Raw genomic sequence first — 17,793 nt, 5'->3', positions numbered from 1 at the left:
CAAAACCGCCTCTAAGAGGCTTTCCTTTTGCTCATGAATGGCTTCTCGCCATATGAATTTATAAAATCAGTCCTATTTAAGCAAGCTTAATCGGTCTTATTTGTATAAATTCGCATGGCTCTGAATAGACAGCAAATAAGAGAAACTCATTTTGGGTTTCTCTTAAAAATAAATCGTAGGTTAGAAAAAACTAACTAAAACAAGGAGGAAAATTCTTCTGCTCCTGTAAGCAGTCGCATTTTGCTCCGCAAAACAAGGAGGAATCGCAATGAAACAAAAGGAAAGAAGCACGATGAGTTGGCTTGCCGAATTCGCAGGTGAGAAAAAGAGCCTGTACATTGCAAGTGTCATATTTGCCATCATCGGAGTCGCCTGCAGTATTATTCCCTATGTCATTATGGGAGATATAGTGACAAAACTGGTTGGAGGGAACCGTGACTGGCAGTACTATTTAAGGGATGGAATCATCATGGCGGTATTTTGGATAGGCAGGGTTACCTTTCATGGTATATCTACTTCCTGTTCCCACAAAGCAACCTTCCATGTGTTAGCCACAATTCGAAAGAGGTTATGTGATAAGTTGGCAAAAGTTCCGTTGGGATTGGTAAAAGATACACCATCCGGCTCTTTGAAAAATATTATGGTAGAGAGGGTTGACAGCATTGAAACAACGTTGGCCCATGTATTACCGGAATTTACGGCAAATCTCATGGCACCTTTGACGGTGTTTATCTATCTTCTGATTATCGACTGGAGAATGGGACTGGTTTCTCTGGTTACTCTTGTGCTTGGATTGTTTGCTTACATGGGAATGATGCTTGGTTATGAAGAAAGTTATCAGAATACAGTAAATAAAACAAAGATACTGAATGATACAGCAGTAGAGTATATCAATGGTATTGAGGTGATTAAGGCTTTTGGTAAGGCACAGAAATCCTATGAAAAATTCGAGGTTGCCGCAAAGGAAGGCGCTGATTGTTACGTGGAGTGGATGCGAAGATGTAACGTATTCTTTTGTATTGCCATGGTACTTGCACCTTGTACTTCTTTAGCAGTAGTGCCTGTTGGTGGAATGTTTTATATGAACGGAAGTCTTACATTTGCAGAGCTTGTTATGTGTCTGATTTTATCTTTAGGTCTGGTTTCCCCAATCATCACTGCAATGAGTTATGGTGATGCTATTGCGAGAGTCGGTACCATTGTTGGAGAGGTTGCAGGGATTCTCTCTTGGGAGGAAATGGAACGTCCTGCTAATGCTCAGGAAGTTGTGAAGGATTATTCGGTTACACTTAACAATGTTATATTTGGATACAAGGAAAAGCAAGTACTTCACGGTGTGAATTTACAGATAAAAGAAGGAACTGTCAATGCGTTGGTAGGACCTTCCGGCAGTGGAAAATCTACGATTGCAAAACTGATTGCATCTCTGTGGGATGTGAAGGACGGAAGTACTAAAATTGGTGGCGTGGATATCCGTAATCTGCCTTTGGAAGAATACAACCGGAAAGTTGCATATGTATCCCAGGATAATTATCTGTTTGATGATACCATTCGGGAAAATATCCGTATGGGTAACTTAAATGCAACGGATGCCCAGGTGGAAGAGGTTGCAAAGAAAAGTGGCTGCCATGATTTTATCATGGGACTGGAACACGGCTATGATACCGTGGTGGGAAGTGCCGGAGGACATTTGTCCGGCGGAGAACGACAGAGAATTTCTATTGCCAGAGCTATGTTAAAGGATGCACCGATTGTGATTTTGGATGAAGCAACCGCTTATACAGATCCGGAAAATGAAGCAGTGATTCAGTCTTCCGTGGCAAAGCTTGTTCAGGGAAAGACCTTAATTGTAATTGCCCACAGACTCTCTACTATCGCAGATGCAGACAGGATTTTTGTTGTGGAGGATGGAAGAATTGCAGAAGAAGGTACCCATGAGCAACTACTGGAAAATGGAAAACTTTATTCCAAGATGTGGAAATCCCATATTGGAGTAAAGGATATGGGAGGTGAAGCATATGCTTAAGATATTTATAAAATTCTTTGATTTTTGCGGGAAGGTCAATAAAGGAAAATTTTATAAATCACTGGCTTTAGGCGTGCTGTTTGCGCTGATGGAAGCTGTGAAAATTCCGGCAATTATGCTTTTACTTAACGGAATTATTGAAAATAAGGTGACTTCTGTACTCCTTTGGCAGTGCTTTGGCATCTTATTGCTTAGTGTGGTTATTGGTTCCATTATTAAATACTATATTACAATGTTGCAGTGCGAAGCGGGGTATTATACCGCAGCCGGTAAACGTGTTGAAATAGCTGAGCATATGCGTTACCTGCCCATGGGTTATTTCAATCAGAACAGCCTTGGTCAGATTACAAGCGTCACCACGAATACCATGGAGCAACTTGCAGACGTTGCTACAGGAGTTGTCATGATGACAACCCAGGGAATTTTGACCACACTTGTTATTACAGCTATGGTTCTCTGCTTCGACTGGAGAATTGGTCTTGTTGCGGTTGTCGGAATTCTGCTATTTTTCGGATTAAACAGTGTTTTACAGAAAAGAAGTCAGAAGCTTGCGCCGATTAAGATAGCATCCGATACCGATGTGGTAGAAAAAGTGCTGGAGTATGTACAGGGAATCTCGGAGGTGCGCGGATATAACCTGACCGGAAGAACTTCTAAGAAACTGAATAAGGCCATTGATGAAAACCGCAGTATCAATACGAAAATGGAATTGGCATTTGTGCCGCTGATGCAGATTGAAGGTGGCATTATCAAGCTGACAGGGGTAGTGATGACCTTGTTATCTATTTATTTTTATATGCAGGGAAGTATGGAACTTTTAAATTGTGTCGGTATGATCATCTGTTCCTTCTTAGTGTTGGACAGTTTAGGAACTGCAGGAAATTATTCATCTCTTTTACGAGCAGTAGATATGGGCGTGGATAAAGCACAGGCAATCCTTGATTTACCGGAGATGGATATTGAAGGAAAAGACATTACGCCAAAGAATTATGATGTAGATATTAATCATGTAGATTTTTACTATGATAAAGATTCCGTAGGAAAGAAGTCAAAGATTATTGATGGTGTGTCCGTACATATTCCTGAGAGAACTACAACGGCAATTGTAGGACCAAGTGGTGGCGGAAAGACAACGCTCTGCCACTTGATTGCAAGATTCTGGGATGTGGATAAAGGAAATATTACCCTTGGCGGGGAAGATGTGCGAAGTTACAGTATGGACAGCTTAATGAAGAATTTTAGTTTCGTATTCCAAAATGTGTATCTGTTTCAGGATACCATTGCCAATAATATCCGATTCGGACAGGAAGATGCGCCTATGGAAAAAGTGATAGAAGCGGCAAAGAAAGCCTGCTGTCATGACTTTATCATGGCGCTTCCGGATGGATATGAAACTGTGATTGGAGAGGGCGGAGCAAGTCTTTCCGGAGGTGAAAAGCAAAGAATCAGTATTGCCAGAGCAATCATGAAGGATGCCCCTATAATCATTATGGATGAGGCTACAGCAAATGTGGACCCGGAGAATGAAAAGGAATTGATGGAAGCCATTGATGCATTGATGAAAGAAAAGACCATCTTTATGATAGCTCACAGACTGAAAACGGTACGGAATGCGGACCGGATTCTGGTGCTCGACCAGGGAAGAATCGTGCAGCAGGGAAGGCATGAGGAACTTATGCAACAGGAAGGAATTTATAAGCGTTTTGTGGAGTCAAGAGAGCTGGCAGCAAGTTGGAAGCTGTAAAACAGATATTTATCTATATTGTTTTCTCTTGCCTGTAATAAAATGAGCTGAGAAATAACACTCCCGGCTCATTTTAATGATAAATATTATCAAATCAATTTTGGAATTTCATATAGCAAGGTGGTATAATGGGTTAGAATAAACTAACAAAAAGGATGATGCATGATGCAGGACAATAATATTGAATACTGGCAGAAAATGGCGGGATTTTATACACCGTTCATGAAGAATAATAAAAAAATGTATGAGGCAATCTGCAGGGAAGTAGAACCGATTTTGAACCGTAAAATGACAGTGTTGGAACTGGCTTGTGGAACCGGACAATTATCATTTCCCCTAGCACCCAAGACTGCTCATTGGGAAGCAACTGATTTTTCGGAGCAGATGATTGCGGAAGCAAAGAAAAAGTCGGCATCAAAGAAACTTTATTTTTCTGTGCAGGATGCGACGAATCTTCCCTATGCGGATAGCAGCTTTGATGCAGTCATGATAGCCAATGCTCTGCATATTATGCCGGAGCCGGAAAAAGCACTGAGAGAAATACATAGGGTACTAAAAGACCAGGGGTATCTGTTTGCACCAACTTTTGTATCGCTGCCTGACGGAAAAACGGGGATCCGCATGAAAATCTTAAAGCTTACAGGGTTTAAAACCTATCATAAATGGGATGAAGGAGAATTGATTTCCTTTATTTCAGAGAAAGGATTTAGTATTCAAAAGCATTCCTTAATCGAGGAAGGCTTTCAACCGCTATGCAATGTGATAGCACAAAAACGATGAATGGTTCAGTATGAAAAAGGAGATAGAATAATTATGGCGAAATCGGCAACAGAATTAAAATCGATGACATTGAAGGAGTTTGAAAAGGCAGCAGAACAATTTGATAATGATGATCCCAGTGTATATAATCTATGCCGCAAGGATTACCCGGACATACTTGCGGAACTGGAAAAAGAGGAGTTTACAGATGTTTTGGATGCAGGTTGCGGAACCGGTGCGGTAATTGCATTACTAGCAGAAAAGTATCCGGAAAAGCATTATACGGGAATAGATCTTTCACCTAAGATGATAGAGGTTGCTTCAGCAAAGAAGACGGAAAATGCAGTATTTGTCTGTGGTGATTGTGAGAACTTACCATTTAAAGATAATTCATTTGATGCAATAACCTGTTCCATGAGTTTTCATCATTATCCTCATCCTGTGGATTTTTTCAGAAGCTGCGAAAGGGTGCTCAGGCCGGGCGGACGTTTGATCATCCGTGATATGACAGCGGGGCCGATAATGCTGAAATTAATCAATGCGGTGGAAATACCGTTAGTGCATTTGATGGGAAAAGGGGATGTTGCCTGCTATGGACGAAAGGACTTTGAACGGTTCTGTCAGGAATCCGGATTGAAATTGGAACTGTTTGAACAGAGGAAAGGATTTAGATTACATAGCGTTATGAGAAAATCTGTATAAATGACAGATATAAATAGGGAGTGGTAATCGTTGCTTGGCTGATTGTATTGTTTTTCTCAAAATGGAAGGAGTGAATATATTTGAAAAAAAAGAAAAGAGAGCATCTACCGATTTATGGTGTGGGACCAATTTACGGTGTCTCAATTATATTGATTACGGTGCTTGGAATAGTACTATCGCTAAATGGATTGTTGAATTTAGGAAAAGTATCTTTTTTGAAAATTCCATTTGTTATCCTTGGCATAGTGATTGCCCTGTTTGGATTTTGGGTGTGGTACAGTGCTGCTTTCCGCATTGACAAATACATTACACGGAATAAACTCTGCACAGACGGAATTTATGCGTGGGTACGTAATCCCTGTTATTCCGGCATTATGTTGCTGTGCACCGGAACACTGTTTATGGCAAATAATCTAATCCTGCTGATTTTGCCATTGATATACTGGATATTCATGACAATTTTGATGAAAAATACAGAAGAAAAATGGTTGTATGAATTATACGGAGAAGAATATAAAGAATATTGCAGGCGGGTAAATCGTTGCATTCCTTTTCCAAGGAGGAGAAAATAGAATGAAAATTTATACTTTACATAAAGATAAAACTAAGAAATTGCTTTGTCTCCCGGGATTATTTATGAATAGCGAATGTTTTGTTCCATTGTCAAAGTACCTTCCGGAATTTTGTGTTGTGGCTGTGACGTATGATGCACATGATAAAGGCACTAAATTTATTAGCTTTGAACAGGAGATTAAAAAAATAGAGAAAGGACTAGTTGCAAAGGGATTAGATGATTTTGATGTGGTACTTGGAACATCAATTGGCGCACAGCTTGCAGTGTTACTCTTGAATAGAGGAAACATTAAAACAGACAGATTGATACTTGACGGGTTGAAAAGTTACAGAATCGGTGAAAAAGAGCGGCTGATTCTTAGTGTGCAGTTTTATGTGTTTATGATGATATCCAGATGTAATATTGATTTCTTGCGTTGTACATATTCCCGTTATTGGGCAAGACAGATGACAAGATGCGCTCGAAATATGGACTGTGAAAGACTTTGTTTCTCTTGAAATTTCCGAGGGACTTCCGTCTGGTACGATGGTTCTTTATGGGGGAAAAGAAAAGCACAATCAGGATAATATAAAACATCTGAAGAAAGTATCTCCGAATACGGAAATAATTATTAAAGAGAGATATGGACACTTGAATTATTTGGATGATAACCCGGAGAAATATGCGGAAATGATACGAGGAAGGAAAATAGAAAATGGCAGTAGTAATTGAAGGATTAGGATTATGCCTATTATTGTATCTGTTATGTTTGTCAGGTATTCGAAACGGCGCCGTCAATATGGTTCATTTATATGGGAAAGATGTGTAAAACAGAGCAATTGAGCTTGGAATGACAACGCAGGAAAATATAAGTAATACAGCAAAGAAATTCAAGACAATCGGTCTTGTTACTTATTTTGGTTACACGGCGATATGCGTATTTGCAATTAATGGAACGCGGGGATTTATTCCAAGCTTTTTGCAGTTTGCAAGTATTTTGCTTATCATGGAAATTATGATATTGTCTTTTTTGATTGGGTGCTGCTCTGTCACTCAAACTTCTTTTCCTATTTTTATCCAGAGGTTAAAGGCATAGTGAGACCACATATGTTTGGGTATAACAAGAAGGAACATATGATACATTTTGTTATTTATATTCTCATTTGTGCTGTAAGTGCGTGGATATGTACGTTTTTCTGAGCTATTTAACCAAAAGTTAAATGCATAATTTCAATTTATCTAGTTGGTTACATGGCTTATGTGTCCTATGTGTTTGATAATACAAGGATTTTTGACATAGTGAGAAATACTCTCAATTTACACGCTGTTTTTTGGTTGACGAACCAAAAGAAAATTGATACTATAATTTGTAGTTAGAAATAACTAACTTCTTTGTGAGTAAATCATGTGGACTCCTCATTGAGCGGTGCTGCTGAGACTGCTCTAACCGGAAGGATTAACTCCCCTTCCGGGAGGAATATCCCGAACAAAGAATTCTGTGGAAAAAGAAAGGAGCAATCGATACGTGAGTGATTTGAAGATTAAAAAAGTAATTGGAAGAGAAATACTTGACTCTAGAGGGAATCCTACAGTAGAAGCAGAGGTAACGCTTGAGGATGGTACCGTAGGAAGAGGAACGGCGCCTAGCGGAGCATCCACGGGAGAATTTGAAGCGTTGGAACTTCGAGATCAAGATCAAACGAGATATTTGGGAAAAGGTGTAACAAGAGCAGTAGAAAATATAAATACAGTCATCTGCAATACACTTATCGGAATGGATGCGTCTGATATTTATTCGGTTGATCAAGCTATGATAAAGGCTGACGGTACAAAAGACAAATCGAACTTGGGAGCAAATGCTATTTTGGCAGTGTCAATTGCCACTTCCAAAGCGGCAGCTCTTTCTCTGGGAGTTCCATTATATCGCTTTTTGGGAGGTGTTTCAGGAAATCGACTGCCGGTTCCTATGATGAATATTTTAAATGGAGGTGCCCATGCAGCGAACACCGTAGATGTACAAGAGTTTATGATCATGCCGGTAGGAGCATCTAGTTTCAAAGAGGCACTAAGATGGTGTGCAGAGGTATTCCATTCACTGGCTGGACTTTTAAAAGAACAGGGGCTTGCCACATCTGTTGGTGATGAAGGCGGTTTTGCACCAAATCTTTCAAGCGATGAGGAAGCAATAGAATATATTTTAAAGGCAATTGAAAGAGCGGGATATACGCCGGGAAAAGATTTTAAATTGGCCATGGACGCAGCTTCCAGTGAGTGGAAGGGAGAGAAAAAGGGAGAGTACATACTTCCGAAAGCGGGAACACATTTTACTTCGGAATCTCTGATTGCGCATTGGAAAGCATTGGTGGAGAAATATCCGATTATATCCATTGAAGACGCACTGGATGAGGAAGATTGGGAAGGCTGGCAGTTACTAACTAAAGAACTGGGAGATAAAATCCAGCTTGTAGGAGATGATTTATTCGTTACAAATACGGAACGACTTGCAAAAGGAATAAAACTTGGTTGCGGTAATTCTATTTTGATAAAATTAAACCAAATCGGTTCTGTATCGGAAACACTGGAAGCGATTAAGATGGCACATAAAGCCGGTTATACTGCAATTGCGTCCCACAGATCTGGAGAGACAGAAGACACTACTATTGCAGATTTAGCGGTGGCACTCAACACTTGCCAGATAAAAACAGGCGCGCCCAGTCGAAGTGAGAGAGTGGCAAAATATAATCAATTGCTACGTATTGAGGAAGAACTTGGCGAAAATGCTGTTTATCCTGGTGATAGTGCATTCAATGTGAAATAAGACAATAACCTATTTTTGATAAACCACATACAAAACATACAAGCGAAGAGGGATCCAATTTGGGTTCCTTTTTGCTTGAGGTAACTGTTGTCGGATGAAAATTTTAAGGAACGGAGCACTTGTTTAATTGCTTCAAAGCTTTCCTCGCTCAAATCGTGTTCGACTTTACAGGCATCAGCCAAAGCGGTTTCTTTACTTACGCCGATATGCATTAGTAAATCAGCAAGTATAGTATGCCGTTCTAATACATCTTCGGCGCGTTGCCTGCCTGCTTCGGTCAGCGTGATGTATCCGGTGCTGTCCATCGTTATGTATCCTTTTTCTCGAAGGTTCTTCATGGCAACACTGACACTTGGTTTTGTGAAATTCATTTCATTTGCAATATCTATTGAACGAACCTGTCCTCTGATTTAGTGGAAGAATTTCAACCGCTATGCAATGTGATAGCACAAAAGCGTTGATAATATTGACATTGATGGCAAAATTAATTGGGCGAGAATAGGAAGAAGCATTGAAAAATTTGGAATAGGAGAGAAAAGTGGATTGTTGGCAGCAAAGCAATCTGCTTTTTTCTAGAAGATAAGATTTTTCAATATAAACAAAAATCGTTGACGATACAAAGAAAATTGGATATCATACAGATAGTTAGAAAAAACTAACCCCAAAAGGAGATGAAAGGAAATGAGTACGCCTTGGAAGGCGTTTTATTTAAAATAGTCGGTTAGTCGAAGCTAATGAAAGGAGGAATGCTTATGAGCGTAGTAATTATTGGTGGAAATGAATGTATGGTGCGTCAGTATAAGAACTTGTGTCGGGAATATCGATGTGATGCAAAGGTATATCCAAAGCAGAACAGCAGCCTGAAAGGAATCGGCAATCCGGATCTGCTTGTACTTTTTACAGGTACAGTATCTCATAAAATGGTGCGTAATGCATTATCTGAGACGAAAGGACAGGATGTAAAGGTTGTACGATCACATACAAGTTCCTTGTCGGCATTGAAAAATATATTGGAAGAAAACGCAAAACAGGAGGAAATGGTATGTCCGATGAAATGATTATTCGCCATGGTTCCCCTACACTTGCCGGATTGAAAACGGGTAATCTTTTTAATTGCCCTTACTCGGGCAAGAAAGAATTATTGGATACCCTGCGTTCTTTGAATCGCAGGCTTGTGCCAAAAGGAGTTCGTATTATTCCTTTACGCCTATCAGAAGAAAGAGTTCTTCTTTATATTTACAGACCTGGTAAGCTGAAACAGGATTTTGCTGTAAAGGAGACCTCAGATCTTTTAGAAGAATACGGATATTCCGTAGAGGATCTGGGAAAATGTATTGCTCAATTGAGCAGACGACTAAATGAAGCGGAAGAATTTCCACACGAGATAGGCCTGTTTTTAGGGTATCCATCAGAAGATGTAAAAGGATTTATTGAAAACAGGGCTGAAGGATATAAATGTATCGGATGTTGGAAAGTATATGGTAATGAGCAAGATGCGAAAAAGCAGTTTGAACGGTATAGAAAATGTACAAGTGTATATTGCACTCAATGGGCAAATGGAAAAAGCATTGAACAGCTCACAGTAGCTGTTTGATATAGAAAACAGAAAGGTTGGTAAAAAAATGAGTAAAATAGCAGTAGTTTATTGGAGTGGAACTGGAAATACAGAGCAGATGGCTTCAGCAGTTCTGGAGGGTGCAAAGGAAAAAGGGGCAGATGCAGCCTTATTTCAGGTTTCAGAATTTGATGCATCTATGATGGATTCTTATGATGCAGTTGCATTTGGCTGCCCGGCAATGGGAGCAGAAGTACTTGAGGAGGATGAGTTTCAACCGTTGTTTGATGCCTGCGAAACGAAGCTGTCAGGGAAAAAGATTGCACTCTTCGGTTCCTATGGATGGGGTGACGGTGAATGGATGCGTAACTGGGAGGAAACATGTAGAAGTGCAGGAGCCGAACTTGTATGCGACAGTGTGATATGTAATGAAACTCCGGATGAAGAAGGACTGAGTGCATGCAAAGAGCTTGGAGTAGCATTGAATTAAAAGATATGTTTTCTGACAATAACTATGGATTGAGATTGAAATAATATGCTGTTTGATACCATTTATCTCTAAAATAAAAGTTACTAGGGGGTGTATGAAAGTTGGAATAAATATAGAACGAGTGCCTATGATTCAACAAGGAGATTTACAAATTGATCCTCAGTGTTATGTTGTCAGATTATCAGGAAAAGAAATTTTTCTCTATCCGAAAGAATTTGATGTTCTCCTTCTTCTTGCAAAACATCCAGGATGGGTATTGTCAACAGAACAAATATATCAGGCTGTTTGGAAAGAGGATATGCTGAATTGTGAACATGTTGTATATAATATAATTTGCCAGATCAGAAAGAAACTGAATTGTCCGGAGATAATTCAGACGGTTGTAAACCGAGGATATAAGTTGGTTACATAAGCATAATCCCAGAGGAGAAAATCTTCTGGGATATTTCTTTTTCTGTGGGTTGCGTTTCGCTGTTTTGCTACGTACAGAGTAAGTAGAGCATATTTCAAAAAGTGTACAATTTGGAATATGGAAAAAGAGACGTGAATTATGTACCGAAATGTATGGATAAATCCTTTTGGAATATTCCAGAAGAAATGCCTACATTTTGGAACATTCGCAGAAGGGAGAGCGCAAAATGGCTATATATGGTTATCACAGGACCAGCACCAGGGAGCAGCATCTTGACAGGGGAATTCAGGAGATACGGCAATACTGCAAGGAACACAAAATGGAGTTGAAAAATATCTATACGGATCAGCAGACAGGGAAGAATTTCAACAGACCAAGATACACTGTTCTGGTAGAAGATGTTCTGCGTTCAGGAGATATTTTGATTATTACGGAATTGGATCGATTGGGCAGGAATAAGAAAGATACCATGGAGCAGATCCGACGACTGCAGGGAATGGGCGTGCGGCTGATGGTTCTGGAACTGCCGACTACATTGATGGACATATCAAAAATGGATAACACCATGGCTTGTCTTATGATGGAAACCATCAATAATATGATGCTGGAACTTTATGCTTCTATGGCACAGGCAGAAATTGAGAAAAAAGAAAAGCGCCAGAGAGAAGGCATAGAAATGAAGAAGCTCCGTGGGGAATGGGATGATTATGGAAGACCTGCAGCAATCGGGGAAGATGCGTTTGATGCAGCATTTTCAAAAGTAATTGCCGGAGAGATTACACCGACAGAGCTTCGGAAAGAATTGGGATTATCCCACACGACGTTTTATCGCTACCGAAAAAAATATTTAGAAAAACATCCTGAGATTTTGCAATCACCAGATTAACGTCACTATTACTAAGTATAAAAGATAATTTTTCAGGAGGAATAATAGAATGAGCGAAAAACGAGAAGGTAATCTTTTTTATGACAAGGAAAGTGGACGTTATGATATCCGATTTGGAATGGAATCATATTATGGCGGTCTGCATTGTGGAGAGTGTTTTGAAGTGAAAATTAATGATGTCTGGGTGCCGGTCCGGATTGAAATGGATGAAGACTGGTATCTGGTGGGACTGCCGCTGAAAAGGCTTGATGGATTAACAGTCCGCATGTGAAAGGAGTTTCAGATGGCAGCCGTGCAGAAAAGGAAGTATGAAAAACCAATGATAAAGTTTGTGACAGATATGAATATTATATTGGAATGTCTATATGAGGTGTACGGACAGGAAGAACATCATGTACTTGAAGGAAAGGATATTCAAAAAACGATGCTTTTTCCATTTCTGAAGATGTTAGAGAATCAGTGCAATGGAATTACTGTAAGAGAGATACATAAAAAATTATGGGAAATCTATATAACGGAACGAACAAAGGAACCGTTTATCAGTAATGCAGAGTCTCTTTTGAAACCGTTGAAACGACTGGAGGAAAATGTGAATGTACTACAATAATAACAGAAAATCATGTGGAAACAGGCCAATGAATAAGCGAATACCGCTAGCGGTTCAAGAGGTCCAGGAACAGTATACAGTGGCTTTACAAAAACTGTATGAGAAAAATGATTTAGAAAGCATCTTTTTTCTGCGGATTGCTGCAGAAACTGGATTAAGAATGCGTGATATTTATGATCTGAAACCCTCCGAGATAGTTGTTAGAAAGATTCATAAAAAATCATTGAAGACTGGTAAATATGAGGATTACCCGTTGATTTCAGAAGAAACAGGGAGGATTGCAGAACAATTAGTGGAGCGTCAAGGCAGATTTTTTAGCAGGGATTATCAGTATTATATGACTAAGATTAAAAGACAGTTCAGTGATCCTAACATGAAATTACTTTACATTGTGAGTTACAAGAGAACTGTGGGAAAGAAAATAATGTAAATATTGTAGAATCATTATAATTTGGCTGCCCTGTAATGGGTGGCCTTTTTGAATGTGTGGTATGAGAGCAGACGATTTATTGTGATGGTTTATGGCGTTAAAATAAGATTGATAATGAAATATAAATCGGATAAAATAGAGGATATAATAATATGAAGGTGATAAGAAAAATGAGTCTGGTAAATATCGGTCCGGAAACTGAGACAATAGAATACAAGAAAAGTACTGGCGAGATGAAAGAAGCAATGATATCTATAGCTGCAATTCTCAACAAGCATAAAAAAGGTGTTCTGTACTTTGGCGTGAAAAATGATGGTACTGTAATTGGACAGGTAATAACGGATGAGTCGCTGAGAAAGGTAAGCCAGGCAATTGGAAATCACATTACGCCTGCTATTTATCCGGAGATTAAGGCTGTTCGCATCGGAGAAAGGGAATGTATTCAAGTTGATTTTGAGGGAAATCGTCAGCCATATCTTGCGTATAGTATTCCACGTATCCGAGTTGCAGATGAAGATCTGATTATGGAACAGGATATTTATGATGAAATGATACGCAAACGGGATAATGTAAAATATTCGTGGGAAAGACAGGTTTCTGAATATACTCTTCAGGATATAGATAAAAATGCTTTTGATACTTATCTGCAAAAAGCAAAAGATGCAGGAAGAATCAGTTTTGAGGAGACAGATGTAAAAACAGTATTGAATAAATTAGAACTGATTCAGGGTGATCACTTATTAAATGCAGGAGCAGCATTATTTTGTAATTGTGGTATTAATGAACTTCAGATGGCAAAATTTGCAACAAATGAGAGGTTGACATTTACGGATATCCGCAGGTTTACAGGTTCCATTATGGAACTTTCAAAAAAGGCAGAGCAGTATATCATTGATGCAATGGATTGGCGTGTTGAAATCGGAAGTGGATTGTCAAGAAAGGAAATTCCTGAAATACCATTGGATGCGATTCGTGAGGCAATTATTAATTCTTTTGGACATAAAATATTTGATTCTGGGCAGAGTAATGAGGTGGCAATATTTAAAGATCGAATTGAGATTTATAATCCAGGTGCATTTCCGACTGGAGTTTCACCAGAGAAATTTATTGAAGGAAATGAAAGACCAGTCAGAAGAAATCCACTGATTACAAGAACGTTATATTACTCAAAAGATATGGAAAGTTTTGCAACAGGATTGAAGCGTATTTATACTGCTTGCAAAGCGGCAGGATGTAGAGTGGAATTTGGACAGCAGGCATATGGATTTGCGGTGATTTTCTATAGAAGAAATACAAGCACTCAAGATAGCCCCCAGGATAGCACCCAGGATAAACACCAGGATAACACCCAAGATAGTCTGCAGAACAGGATTTTAGAATATTGTAAAGTACCGAGAAGTAAAAAAGAAATTACAGTATACATGGGATATAAGGATGTCAAAAGCTTTGCGAAAAGATACTTGAAGCCGTTATGTGAAGCAGGAGAACTTCAAATGACAATTCCGGATCGTCCATCAAGTAGAAATCAAAAATATGTAACAGTTGAAAAAAAGGAAGAAAAGTAATGTGTGGACGATATTATGTGGATGATGATACAGCCAGAGAAATAGAAAAAGTGGTCCGGGAGGTGGATGAGAAACTGAGAAGAGAGCGCAGGGGTGATATTTATCCCTCTCAGTCTGCAACTGTGATTACCGGAAGGAAACCACATCTTTTGGCAGAAGAAATGTCATGGGGCTTTCCGCAATATCAGAAAAAAGGGCTGCTGATCAATGCAAGAGCAGAAACTGCTCTGGAAAGAAAGTCGTTCCGGGATAGTGTGATGCACAGACGCTGTATCATTCCAGCAAAGCAGTTTTATGAATGGGATCCGGATAAGAATAAAGTTACTTTCCTGAGAGAAAATCAGCCGGTCTTATTCATGGCAGGATTTTACAATCGTTTTCAAGATGAAGATCATTTCATTATCTTAACTACCCAGGCAAATGAATCGGTCAGTCCCGTACATCATCGGATGCCGTTGATTCTGGAAAGATCCGAATTGGAAGATTGGGTATATGAAGATACGTTTTTGGAATTTGCACTGCATAAGACGCCACCACAGCTGGTACGAAGGCAGGACTATGAACAACAGAGTTTATTTTTAACGTAAAAGGAGCCGTCTGAATTTAATCAGGCGGCTCGGTGTTATTTTATGGCATTTTTGGTTAAGCACACAGGAGTTCCTTACGATCCCGAGAATAAAAGTATGCATGATCTGAAAGAATTTCTTCTGGGATGACCGTTGTTTCATTGACTTCCCGAATGATTTCGTTTAATTCCATGCAGTCAGTATCAGAAGCTTTTAATAACAGAACTTCATGTACGCTGCTGGGAATGACAAAAAAATCATCCTGTAATGTTTTCCCGATTTGATTCATGATATCATCATACAATGTACAGATAGCACCGTGTTGTCTTATAGTATTAGAGAGTATGAACAATTCTGATTTCATGACACAATCTCTGTCTGGATCTATAAACTCATTTGAGTTAGGAAAAGCATTTTGCAAAAAATCAGACATAGGTGTGAGTTCAGCCGGAAAGACACGAGGAGTGTTTTTTCTTGCATCTGAGAAGATGGTATTTAGATCTTTTCCCCAGGTCTTCAGATGTTCATTTCGAATCAGAACCGTTGCCATTCTACTATCCTTACAGTCCAAAAGTACATAGAAGACAATTGCCAGATCCAAATATGGAATATGCGGTATGTCTTTTAGCAGGGATTGATTTGCCTTGAAATTGACTAATTTGTAGAGAATCTTTTCCTGAAGTTTTTCATAATCGAGCAGCATTTCTGTGTTCGTAAAGGAAACATCTGCAGCCTGGTGATACAGCTCAACAATATCTTCTGCAATATGAGAAATAGATTTTCCGGCTAGGTAGAATTCATACCATTCGTCCAGATACAAAACAGGGCTTATATTGGATGTATCATTGGAAAATTCAATTCCATGCTTCAAGGTGTTATTGTTCTTAGTCGTTGTGATAGGATTCAGGCTGATATGGGAATCAAGCCTGCTTTCCAGTTCTTTGAGTAATGTTTCTTGAAATTCGTTGTAATTCATAAAAATCTCCCTTCTGGTAAATTATTGGGCAATCATTTTTGTGAATAATTCGTTTGTCCTTCCCTCCTTCCTGCATTTAGGCAAAAAAAGAGAATGGACACAAATGCGTTCATTCTCTAACATGCTGCAGATTCCTGCAAAATAAAAAAGCCAGAAGGCTCTGCACTGTGATGGCAGAGTAATCCTCCTGACTTATATACAAACCTAAACTGCGTGTGAATATCCATTACGGATGACACAAATAATGATTACAGTATTATTTTAACACTATATATAGAAGATGTCAAATAATCAAAAACTATATATTGTGTATACAGGACTTTTATTATATCAATGATAGTAGAAAATATCAGATGATGTGTAGATTCCATATTTTCACTCTTGTAAAAAGAACACCAGTTCGATATAATAATCTAAAAGGAGGCGAACATAAGTTTGAATAAAGTGATTTTTCATATTGATGTGAATTCAGCCTTCCTTTCCTGGGAGGCTGTTTACCGCCTCTACCATTTAGGCGGAAAAGTAGATCTGCGGGATGAAGTAGCAGCTGTCGGTGGAGATATGGCCATGAGGCATGGAATTATCCTGGCGAAATCAATCCCGGCAAAGAAATATAATATCAAAACCGGCGAGAGTATTGTGGAGGCACTTCAAAAGTGTCCGCAGCTTAAATTGGTTCCTCCGAATTATTGTTTGTATGAAAGATGTTCCGCTGCTTTTATGGAGATCCTTCGGCGGTACTCTCCGGATGTTGAGCAATACAGCGTGGATGAGGCATTTGTTGATATGACCGGTACCGAAAGTTTATGGGGAGAACCGGTCACTGCAGCCAACCGCATTTGGAATCAAATCAGGGAAGAATTAGGGTTTACGGTGAATGTAGGGGTATCGGAGAATAAACTGCTGGCGAAAATGGCAAGTGATTTTCAAAAGCCTGACCGGGTTCATACCTTATGGAAGCATGAGATTGAAATGAAAATGTGGTCGCTTCCAGTAACGGATCTGTTCTTCGTTGGGCGAGCTACTGCAAAGAAATTGTTTCATATGGGAATCCATACGATTGGTGAGCTGGCACAGTCTGATCCGATTATGCTGAAAAGTCATTTGAAAAAGCATGGAGAGGTGATTTGGGCATTTGCGAACGGGATGGATGTTTCTGTGGTTCAGTCAGAAGCTCCGGCAAATAAAGGATATGGAAACAGCACCACCATTACTTTTGATGTTACAGATGTATCTACAGCCAAGCTGGTTCTCCTTGCTTTGGCAGAGACAGTTGGAACCAGACTGCGGGCGGCAGGCGTCCGTGCAGAGGTAATCGCCGTCGGAATCAAAACATTTGATCTTCAGTATGCAAGCCATCAGATGACATTGAATAATGCAACCAACATTACGATAGAAATCCATCGTTGTGCATGTCAGCTCTTTGATTCTCTTTGGAATGGGAAAGCAATCCGGCATCTGGGCATTCATACCAGCAGGATTAAGGATCATATGGATATGCGGCAGCTTGATATGTTTGATACAACGGATTATGAAAAGCTGGAGCATATGGATGCAACTGTAGATAAGATTCGGATGCGTTATGGCAGGGATTCCTTAAAACGTGCAGTCTTTGTAGGGAGCAGGATCGATCACATGTCAGGTGGTATCAGCCGGGAAAAACGTACAGTTGATTATAAGAAAGTAACCGTAGAATAGGAGGTG

The 17,793-nt window shown here is 39.5% G+C and carries 19 protein-coding genes and 1 pseudogene; 18 read left to right on the top strand and 2 right to left on the bottom strand.

Features of this window, described 5'->3' with window-relative positions:
• The first annotated feature begins 268 nt into the window (after positions 1-268).
• The 7 genes from ACQRBH_RS08980 to eno all read left to right on the top strand — a co-directional run bounded on the left by ACQRBH_RS08980 (position 269) and on the right by eno (position 8,602).
• Positions 269-2,026, top strand: a complete 1,758-nt coding sequence (locus ACQRBH_RS08980) for an ABC transporter ATP-binding protein (RefSeq protein ID WP_427761422.1) — start codon at positions 269-271, stop codon at positions 2,024-2,026.
• Positions 2,019-3,770 (top strand): ABC transporter ATP-binding protein, encoded by a 1,752-nt coding sequence (locus ACQRBH_RS08975; protein WP_427761421.1) that lies wholly within the window; start codon positions 2,019-2,021, stop codon positions 3,768-3,770. The genes ACQRBH_RS08980 and ACQRBH_RS08975 overlap by 8 nt, the downstream gene beginning before the upstream one ends.
• A 162-nt stretch (positions 3,771-3,932) precedes the next feature.
• Positions 3,933-4,550 (top strand): class I SAM-dependent methyltransferase, encoded by a 618-nt coding sequence (locus ACQRBH_RS08970; protein ID WP_427761420.1) that lies wholly within the window; start codon positions 3,933-3,935, stop codon positions 4,548-4,550.
• A gap of 33 nt (positions 4,551-4,583) precedes the next feature.
• The gene (locus ACQRBH_RS08965) at positions 4,584-5,231 is read left to right on the top strand and encodes a class I SAM-dependent methyltransferase (RefSeq protein ID WP_427761419.1); all 648 of its coding nucleotides are present in this window, start codon (positions 4,584-4,586) and stop codon (positions 5,229-5,231) included.
• A gap of 80 nt (positions 5,232-5,311) precedes the next feature.
• Positions 5,312-5,803, top strand: coding sequence for a methyltransferase family protein (locus ACQRBH_RS08960; RefSeq protein WP_427761418.1), 492 nt, complete (start codon positions 5,312-5,314; stop codon positions 5,801-5,803).
• A gap of 1 nt (position 5,804) precedes the next feature.
• On the top strand, positions 5,805-6,302 hold the full coding sequence (locus ACQRBH_RS08955; RefSeq protein WP_427761417.1) for an alpha/beta fold hydrolase: 498 nt from the start codon (positions 5,805-5,807) through the stop codon (positions 6,300-6,302).
• Positions 6,303-7,309: 1,007 nt separating this feature from the next.
• On the top strand, positions 7,310-8,602 hold the full coding sequence (eno, locus tag ACQRBH_RS08950) for a phosphopyruvate hydratase (protein ID WP_427761416.1): 1,293 nt from the start codon (positions 7,310-7,312) through the stop codon (positions 8,600-8,602).
• Between the two features lie 107 nt (positions 8,603-8,709).
• On the opposite strand, the pseudogene ACQRBH_RS08945 reads toward eno, so the two are convergent.
• Positions 8,710-9,012: pseudogene (locus ACQRBH_RS08945) on the bottom strand (metal-dependent transcriptional regulator); the annotation flags it as partial.
• A 342-nt stretch (positions 9,013-9,354) separates the two neighbouring features.
• On the opposite strand from ACQRBH_RS08945, the gene ACQRBH_RS08940 reads away from it, so the two are divergent.
• The 10 genes from ACQRBH_RS08940 to ACQRBH_RS08895 all read left to right on the top strand — a co-directional run bounded on the left by ACQRBH_RS08940 (position 9,355) and on the right by ACQRBH_RS08895 (position 15,134).
• The gene (locus tag ACQRBH_RS08940; RefSeq protein ID WP_427761415.1) at positions 9,355-9,660 is read left to right on the top strand and encodes a DUF2325 domain-containing protein; all 306 of its coding nucleotides are present in this window, start codon (positions 9,355-9,357) and stop codon (positions 9,658-9,660) included.
• A complete protein-coding gene (locus tag ACQRBH_RS08935) occupies positions 9,645-10,196 on the top strand; it encodes a DUF3793 family protein (protein ID WP_154322116.1) in 552 nt (183 codons plus the stop codon). The genes ACQRBH_RS08940 and ACQRBH_RS08935 overlap by 16 nt, the downstream gene beginning before the upstream one ends.
• Positions 10,197-10,224: 28 nt before the next feature.
• On the top strand, positions 10,225-10,647 hold the full coding sequence (locus ACQRBH_RS08930; RefSeq protein ID WP_154322117.1) for a flavodoxin: 423 nt from the start codon (positions 10,225-10,227) through the stop codon (positions 10,645-10,647).
• Between the two features lie 94 nt (positions 10,648-10,741).
• Positions 10,742-11,059 (top strand): winged helix-turn-helix domain-containing protein, encoded by a 318-nt coding sequence (locus ACQRBH_RS08925; RefSeq protein ID WP_154322118.1) that lies wholly within the window; start codon positions 10,742-10,744, stop codon positions 11,057-11,059.
• Positions 11,060-11,285: 226 nt separating this feature from the next.
• Positions 11,286-11,945, top strand: a complete 660-nt coding sequence (locus tag ACQRBH_RS08920; protein WP_427761414.1) for a recombinase family protein — start codon at positions 11,286-11,288, stop codon at positions 11,943-11,945.
• Positions 11,946-11,994: 49 nt separating this feature from the next.
• Complete coding sequence (locus ACQRBH_RS08915) at positions 11,995-12,216, top strand: DUF5348 domain-containing protein (RefSeq protein ID WP_154322120.1); 222 nt, start codon at positions 11,995-11,997, stop codon at positions 12,214-12,216.
• A gap of 12 nt (positions 12,217-12,228) precedes the next feature.
• A complete protein-coding gene (locus ACQRBH_RS08910) occupies positions 12,229-12,552 on the top strand; it encodes a hypothetical protein (protein ID WP_427761413.1) in 324 nt (107 codons plus the stop codon).
• Positions 12,539-12,982: a hypothetical protein gene (locus ACQRBH_RS08905; RefSeq protein WP_427761412.1), complete on the top strand. Its 444-nt coding sequence runs from the start codon at positions 12,539-12,541 to the stop codon at positions 12,980-12,982. The genes ACQRBH_RS08910 and ACQRBH_RS08905 overlap by 14 nt, the downstream gene beginning before the upstream one ends.
• 152 nt (positions 12,983-13,134) lie before the next feature.
• A complete protein-coding gene (locus tag ACQRBH_RS08900) occupies positions 13,135-14,547 on the top strand; it encodes an ATP-binding protein (RefSeq protein ID WP_427761411.1) in 1,413 nt (470 codons plus the stop codon).
• Positions 14,547-15,134 carry an SOS response-associated peptidase gene (locus ACQRBH_RS08895; RefSeq protein ID WP_427761410.1) on the top strand — a complete coding sequence of 196 codons (588 nt, stop codon included), beginning with the start codon at positions 14,547-14,549 and terminating at the stop codon, positions 15,132-15,134. Before ACQRBH_RS08900 ends, ACQRBH_RS08895 begins: the two co-directional genes overlap by 1 nt.
• A 55-nt stretch (positions 15,135-15,189) precedes the next feature.
• Here ACQRBH_RS08895 and ACQRBH_RS08890 read toward each other — a convergent pair whose 3' ends face one another.
• A complete protein-coding gene (locus tag ACQRBH_RS08890; RefSeq protein WP_427761409.1) occupies positions 15,190-16,089 on the bottom strand; it encodes a DUF5688 family protein in 900 nt (299 codons plus the stop codon).
• A 429-nt stretch (positions 16,090-16,518) separates the two neighbouring features.
• On the opposite strand from ACQRBH_RS08890, the gene ACQRBH_RS08885 reads away from it, so the two are divergent.
• On the top strand, positions 16,519-17,787 hold the full coding sequence (locus ACQRBH_RS08885; protein WP_427761435.1) for a DNA polymerase Y family protein: 1,269 nt from the start codon (positions 16,519-16,521) through the stop codon (positions 17,785-17,787).
• Positions 17,788-17,793: the final 6 nt, after the last annotated feature.

The organism is Bariatricus sp. SGI.161 (assembly GCF_050313695.1).
In the GTDB taxonomy this organism is placed as follows: domain Bacteria; phylum Bacillota; class Clostridia; order Lachnospirales; family Lachnospiraceae; genus JAFBIX01.
This window is presented reverse-complemented; position numbering and strand designations above follow the sequence as displayed.

Bases quoted from the DNA above. Each gene is read 5' to 3' on its own strand.
- ACQRBH_RS08980 (WP_427761422.1), top strand. From the start codon at position 269: ATGAAACAAAAGGAAAGAAGCACGATGAGTTGGCTTGCCGAATTCGCA.
- ACQRBH_RS08975 (WP_427761421.1), top strand. From the start codon at position 2,019: ATGCTTAAGATATTTATAAAATTCTTTGATTTTTGCGGGAAGGTCAAT.
- ACQRBH_RS08970 (WP_427761420.1), top strand. From the start codon at position 3,933: ATGATGCAGGACAATAATATTGAATACTGGCAGAAAATGGCGGGATTT.
- ACQRBH_RS08965 (WP_427761419.1), top strand. From the start codon at position 4,584: ATGGCGAAATCGGCAACAGAATTAAAATCGATGACATTGAAGGAGTTT.
- ACQRBH_RS08955 (WP_427761417.1), top strand. From the start codon at position 5,805: ATGAAAATTTATACTTTACATAAAGATAAAACTAAGAAATTGCTTTGT.
- ACQRBH_RS08940 (WP_427761415.1), top strand. From the start codon at position 9,355: ATGAGCGTAGTAATTATTGGTGGAAATGAATGTATGGTGCGTCAGTAT.
- ACQRBH_RS08935 (WP_154322116.1), top strand. From the start codon at position 9,645: ATGTCCGATGAAATGATTATTCGCCATGGTTCCCCTACACTTGCCGGA.
- ACQRBH_RS08930 (WP_154322117.1), top strand. From the start codon at position 10,225: ATGAGTAAAATAGCAGTAGTTTATTGGAGTGGAACTGGAAATACAGAG.
- ACQRBH_RS08925 (WP_154322118.1), top strand. From the start codon at position 10,742: ATGAAAGTTGGAATAAATATAGAACGAGTGCCTATGATTCAACAAGGA.
- ACQRBH_RS08920 (WP_427761414.1), top strand. From the start codon at position 11,286: ATGGCTATATATGGTTATCACAGGACCAGCACCAGGGAGCAGCATCTT.
- ACQRBH_RS08915 (WP_154322120.1), top strand. From the start codon at position 11,995: ATGAGCGAAAAACGAGAAGGTAATCTTTTTTATGACAAGGAAAGTGGA.
- ACQRBH_RS08910 (WP_427761413.1), top strand. From the start codon at position 12,229: ATGGCAGCCGTGCAGAAAAGGAAGTATGAAAAACCAATGATAAAGTTT.
- ACQRBH_RS08905 (WP_427761412.1), top strand. From the start codon at position 12,539: ATGTACTACAATAATAACAGAAAATCATGTGGAAACAGGCCAATGAAT.
- ACQRBH_RS08900 (WP_427761411.1), top strand. From the start codon at position 13,135: ATGAAGGTGATAAGAAAAATGAGTCTGGTAAATATCGGTCCGGAAACT.
- ACQRBH_RS08895 (WP_427761410.1), top strand. From the start codon at position 14,547: ATGTGTGGACGATATTATGTGGATGATGATACAGCCAGAGAAATAGAA.
- ACQRBH_RS08890 (WP_427761409.1), bottom strand. From the start codon at position 16,089: ATGAATTACAACGAATTTCAAGAAACATTACTCAAAGAACTGGAAAGC.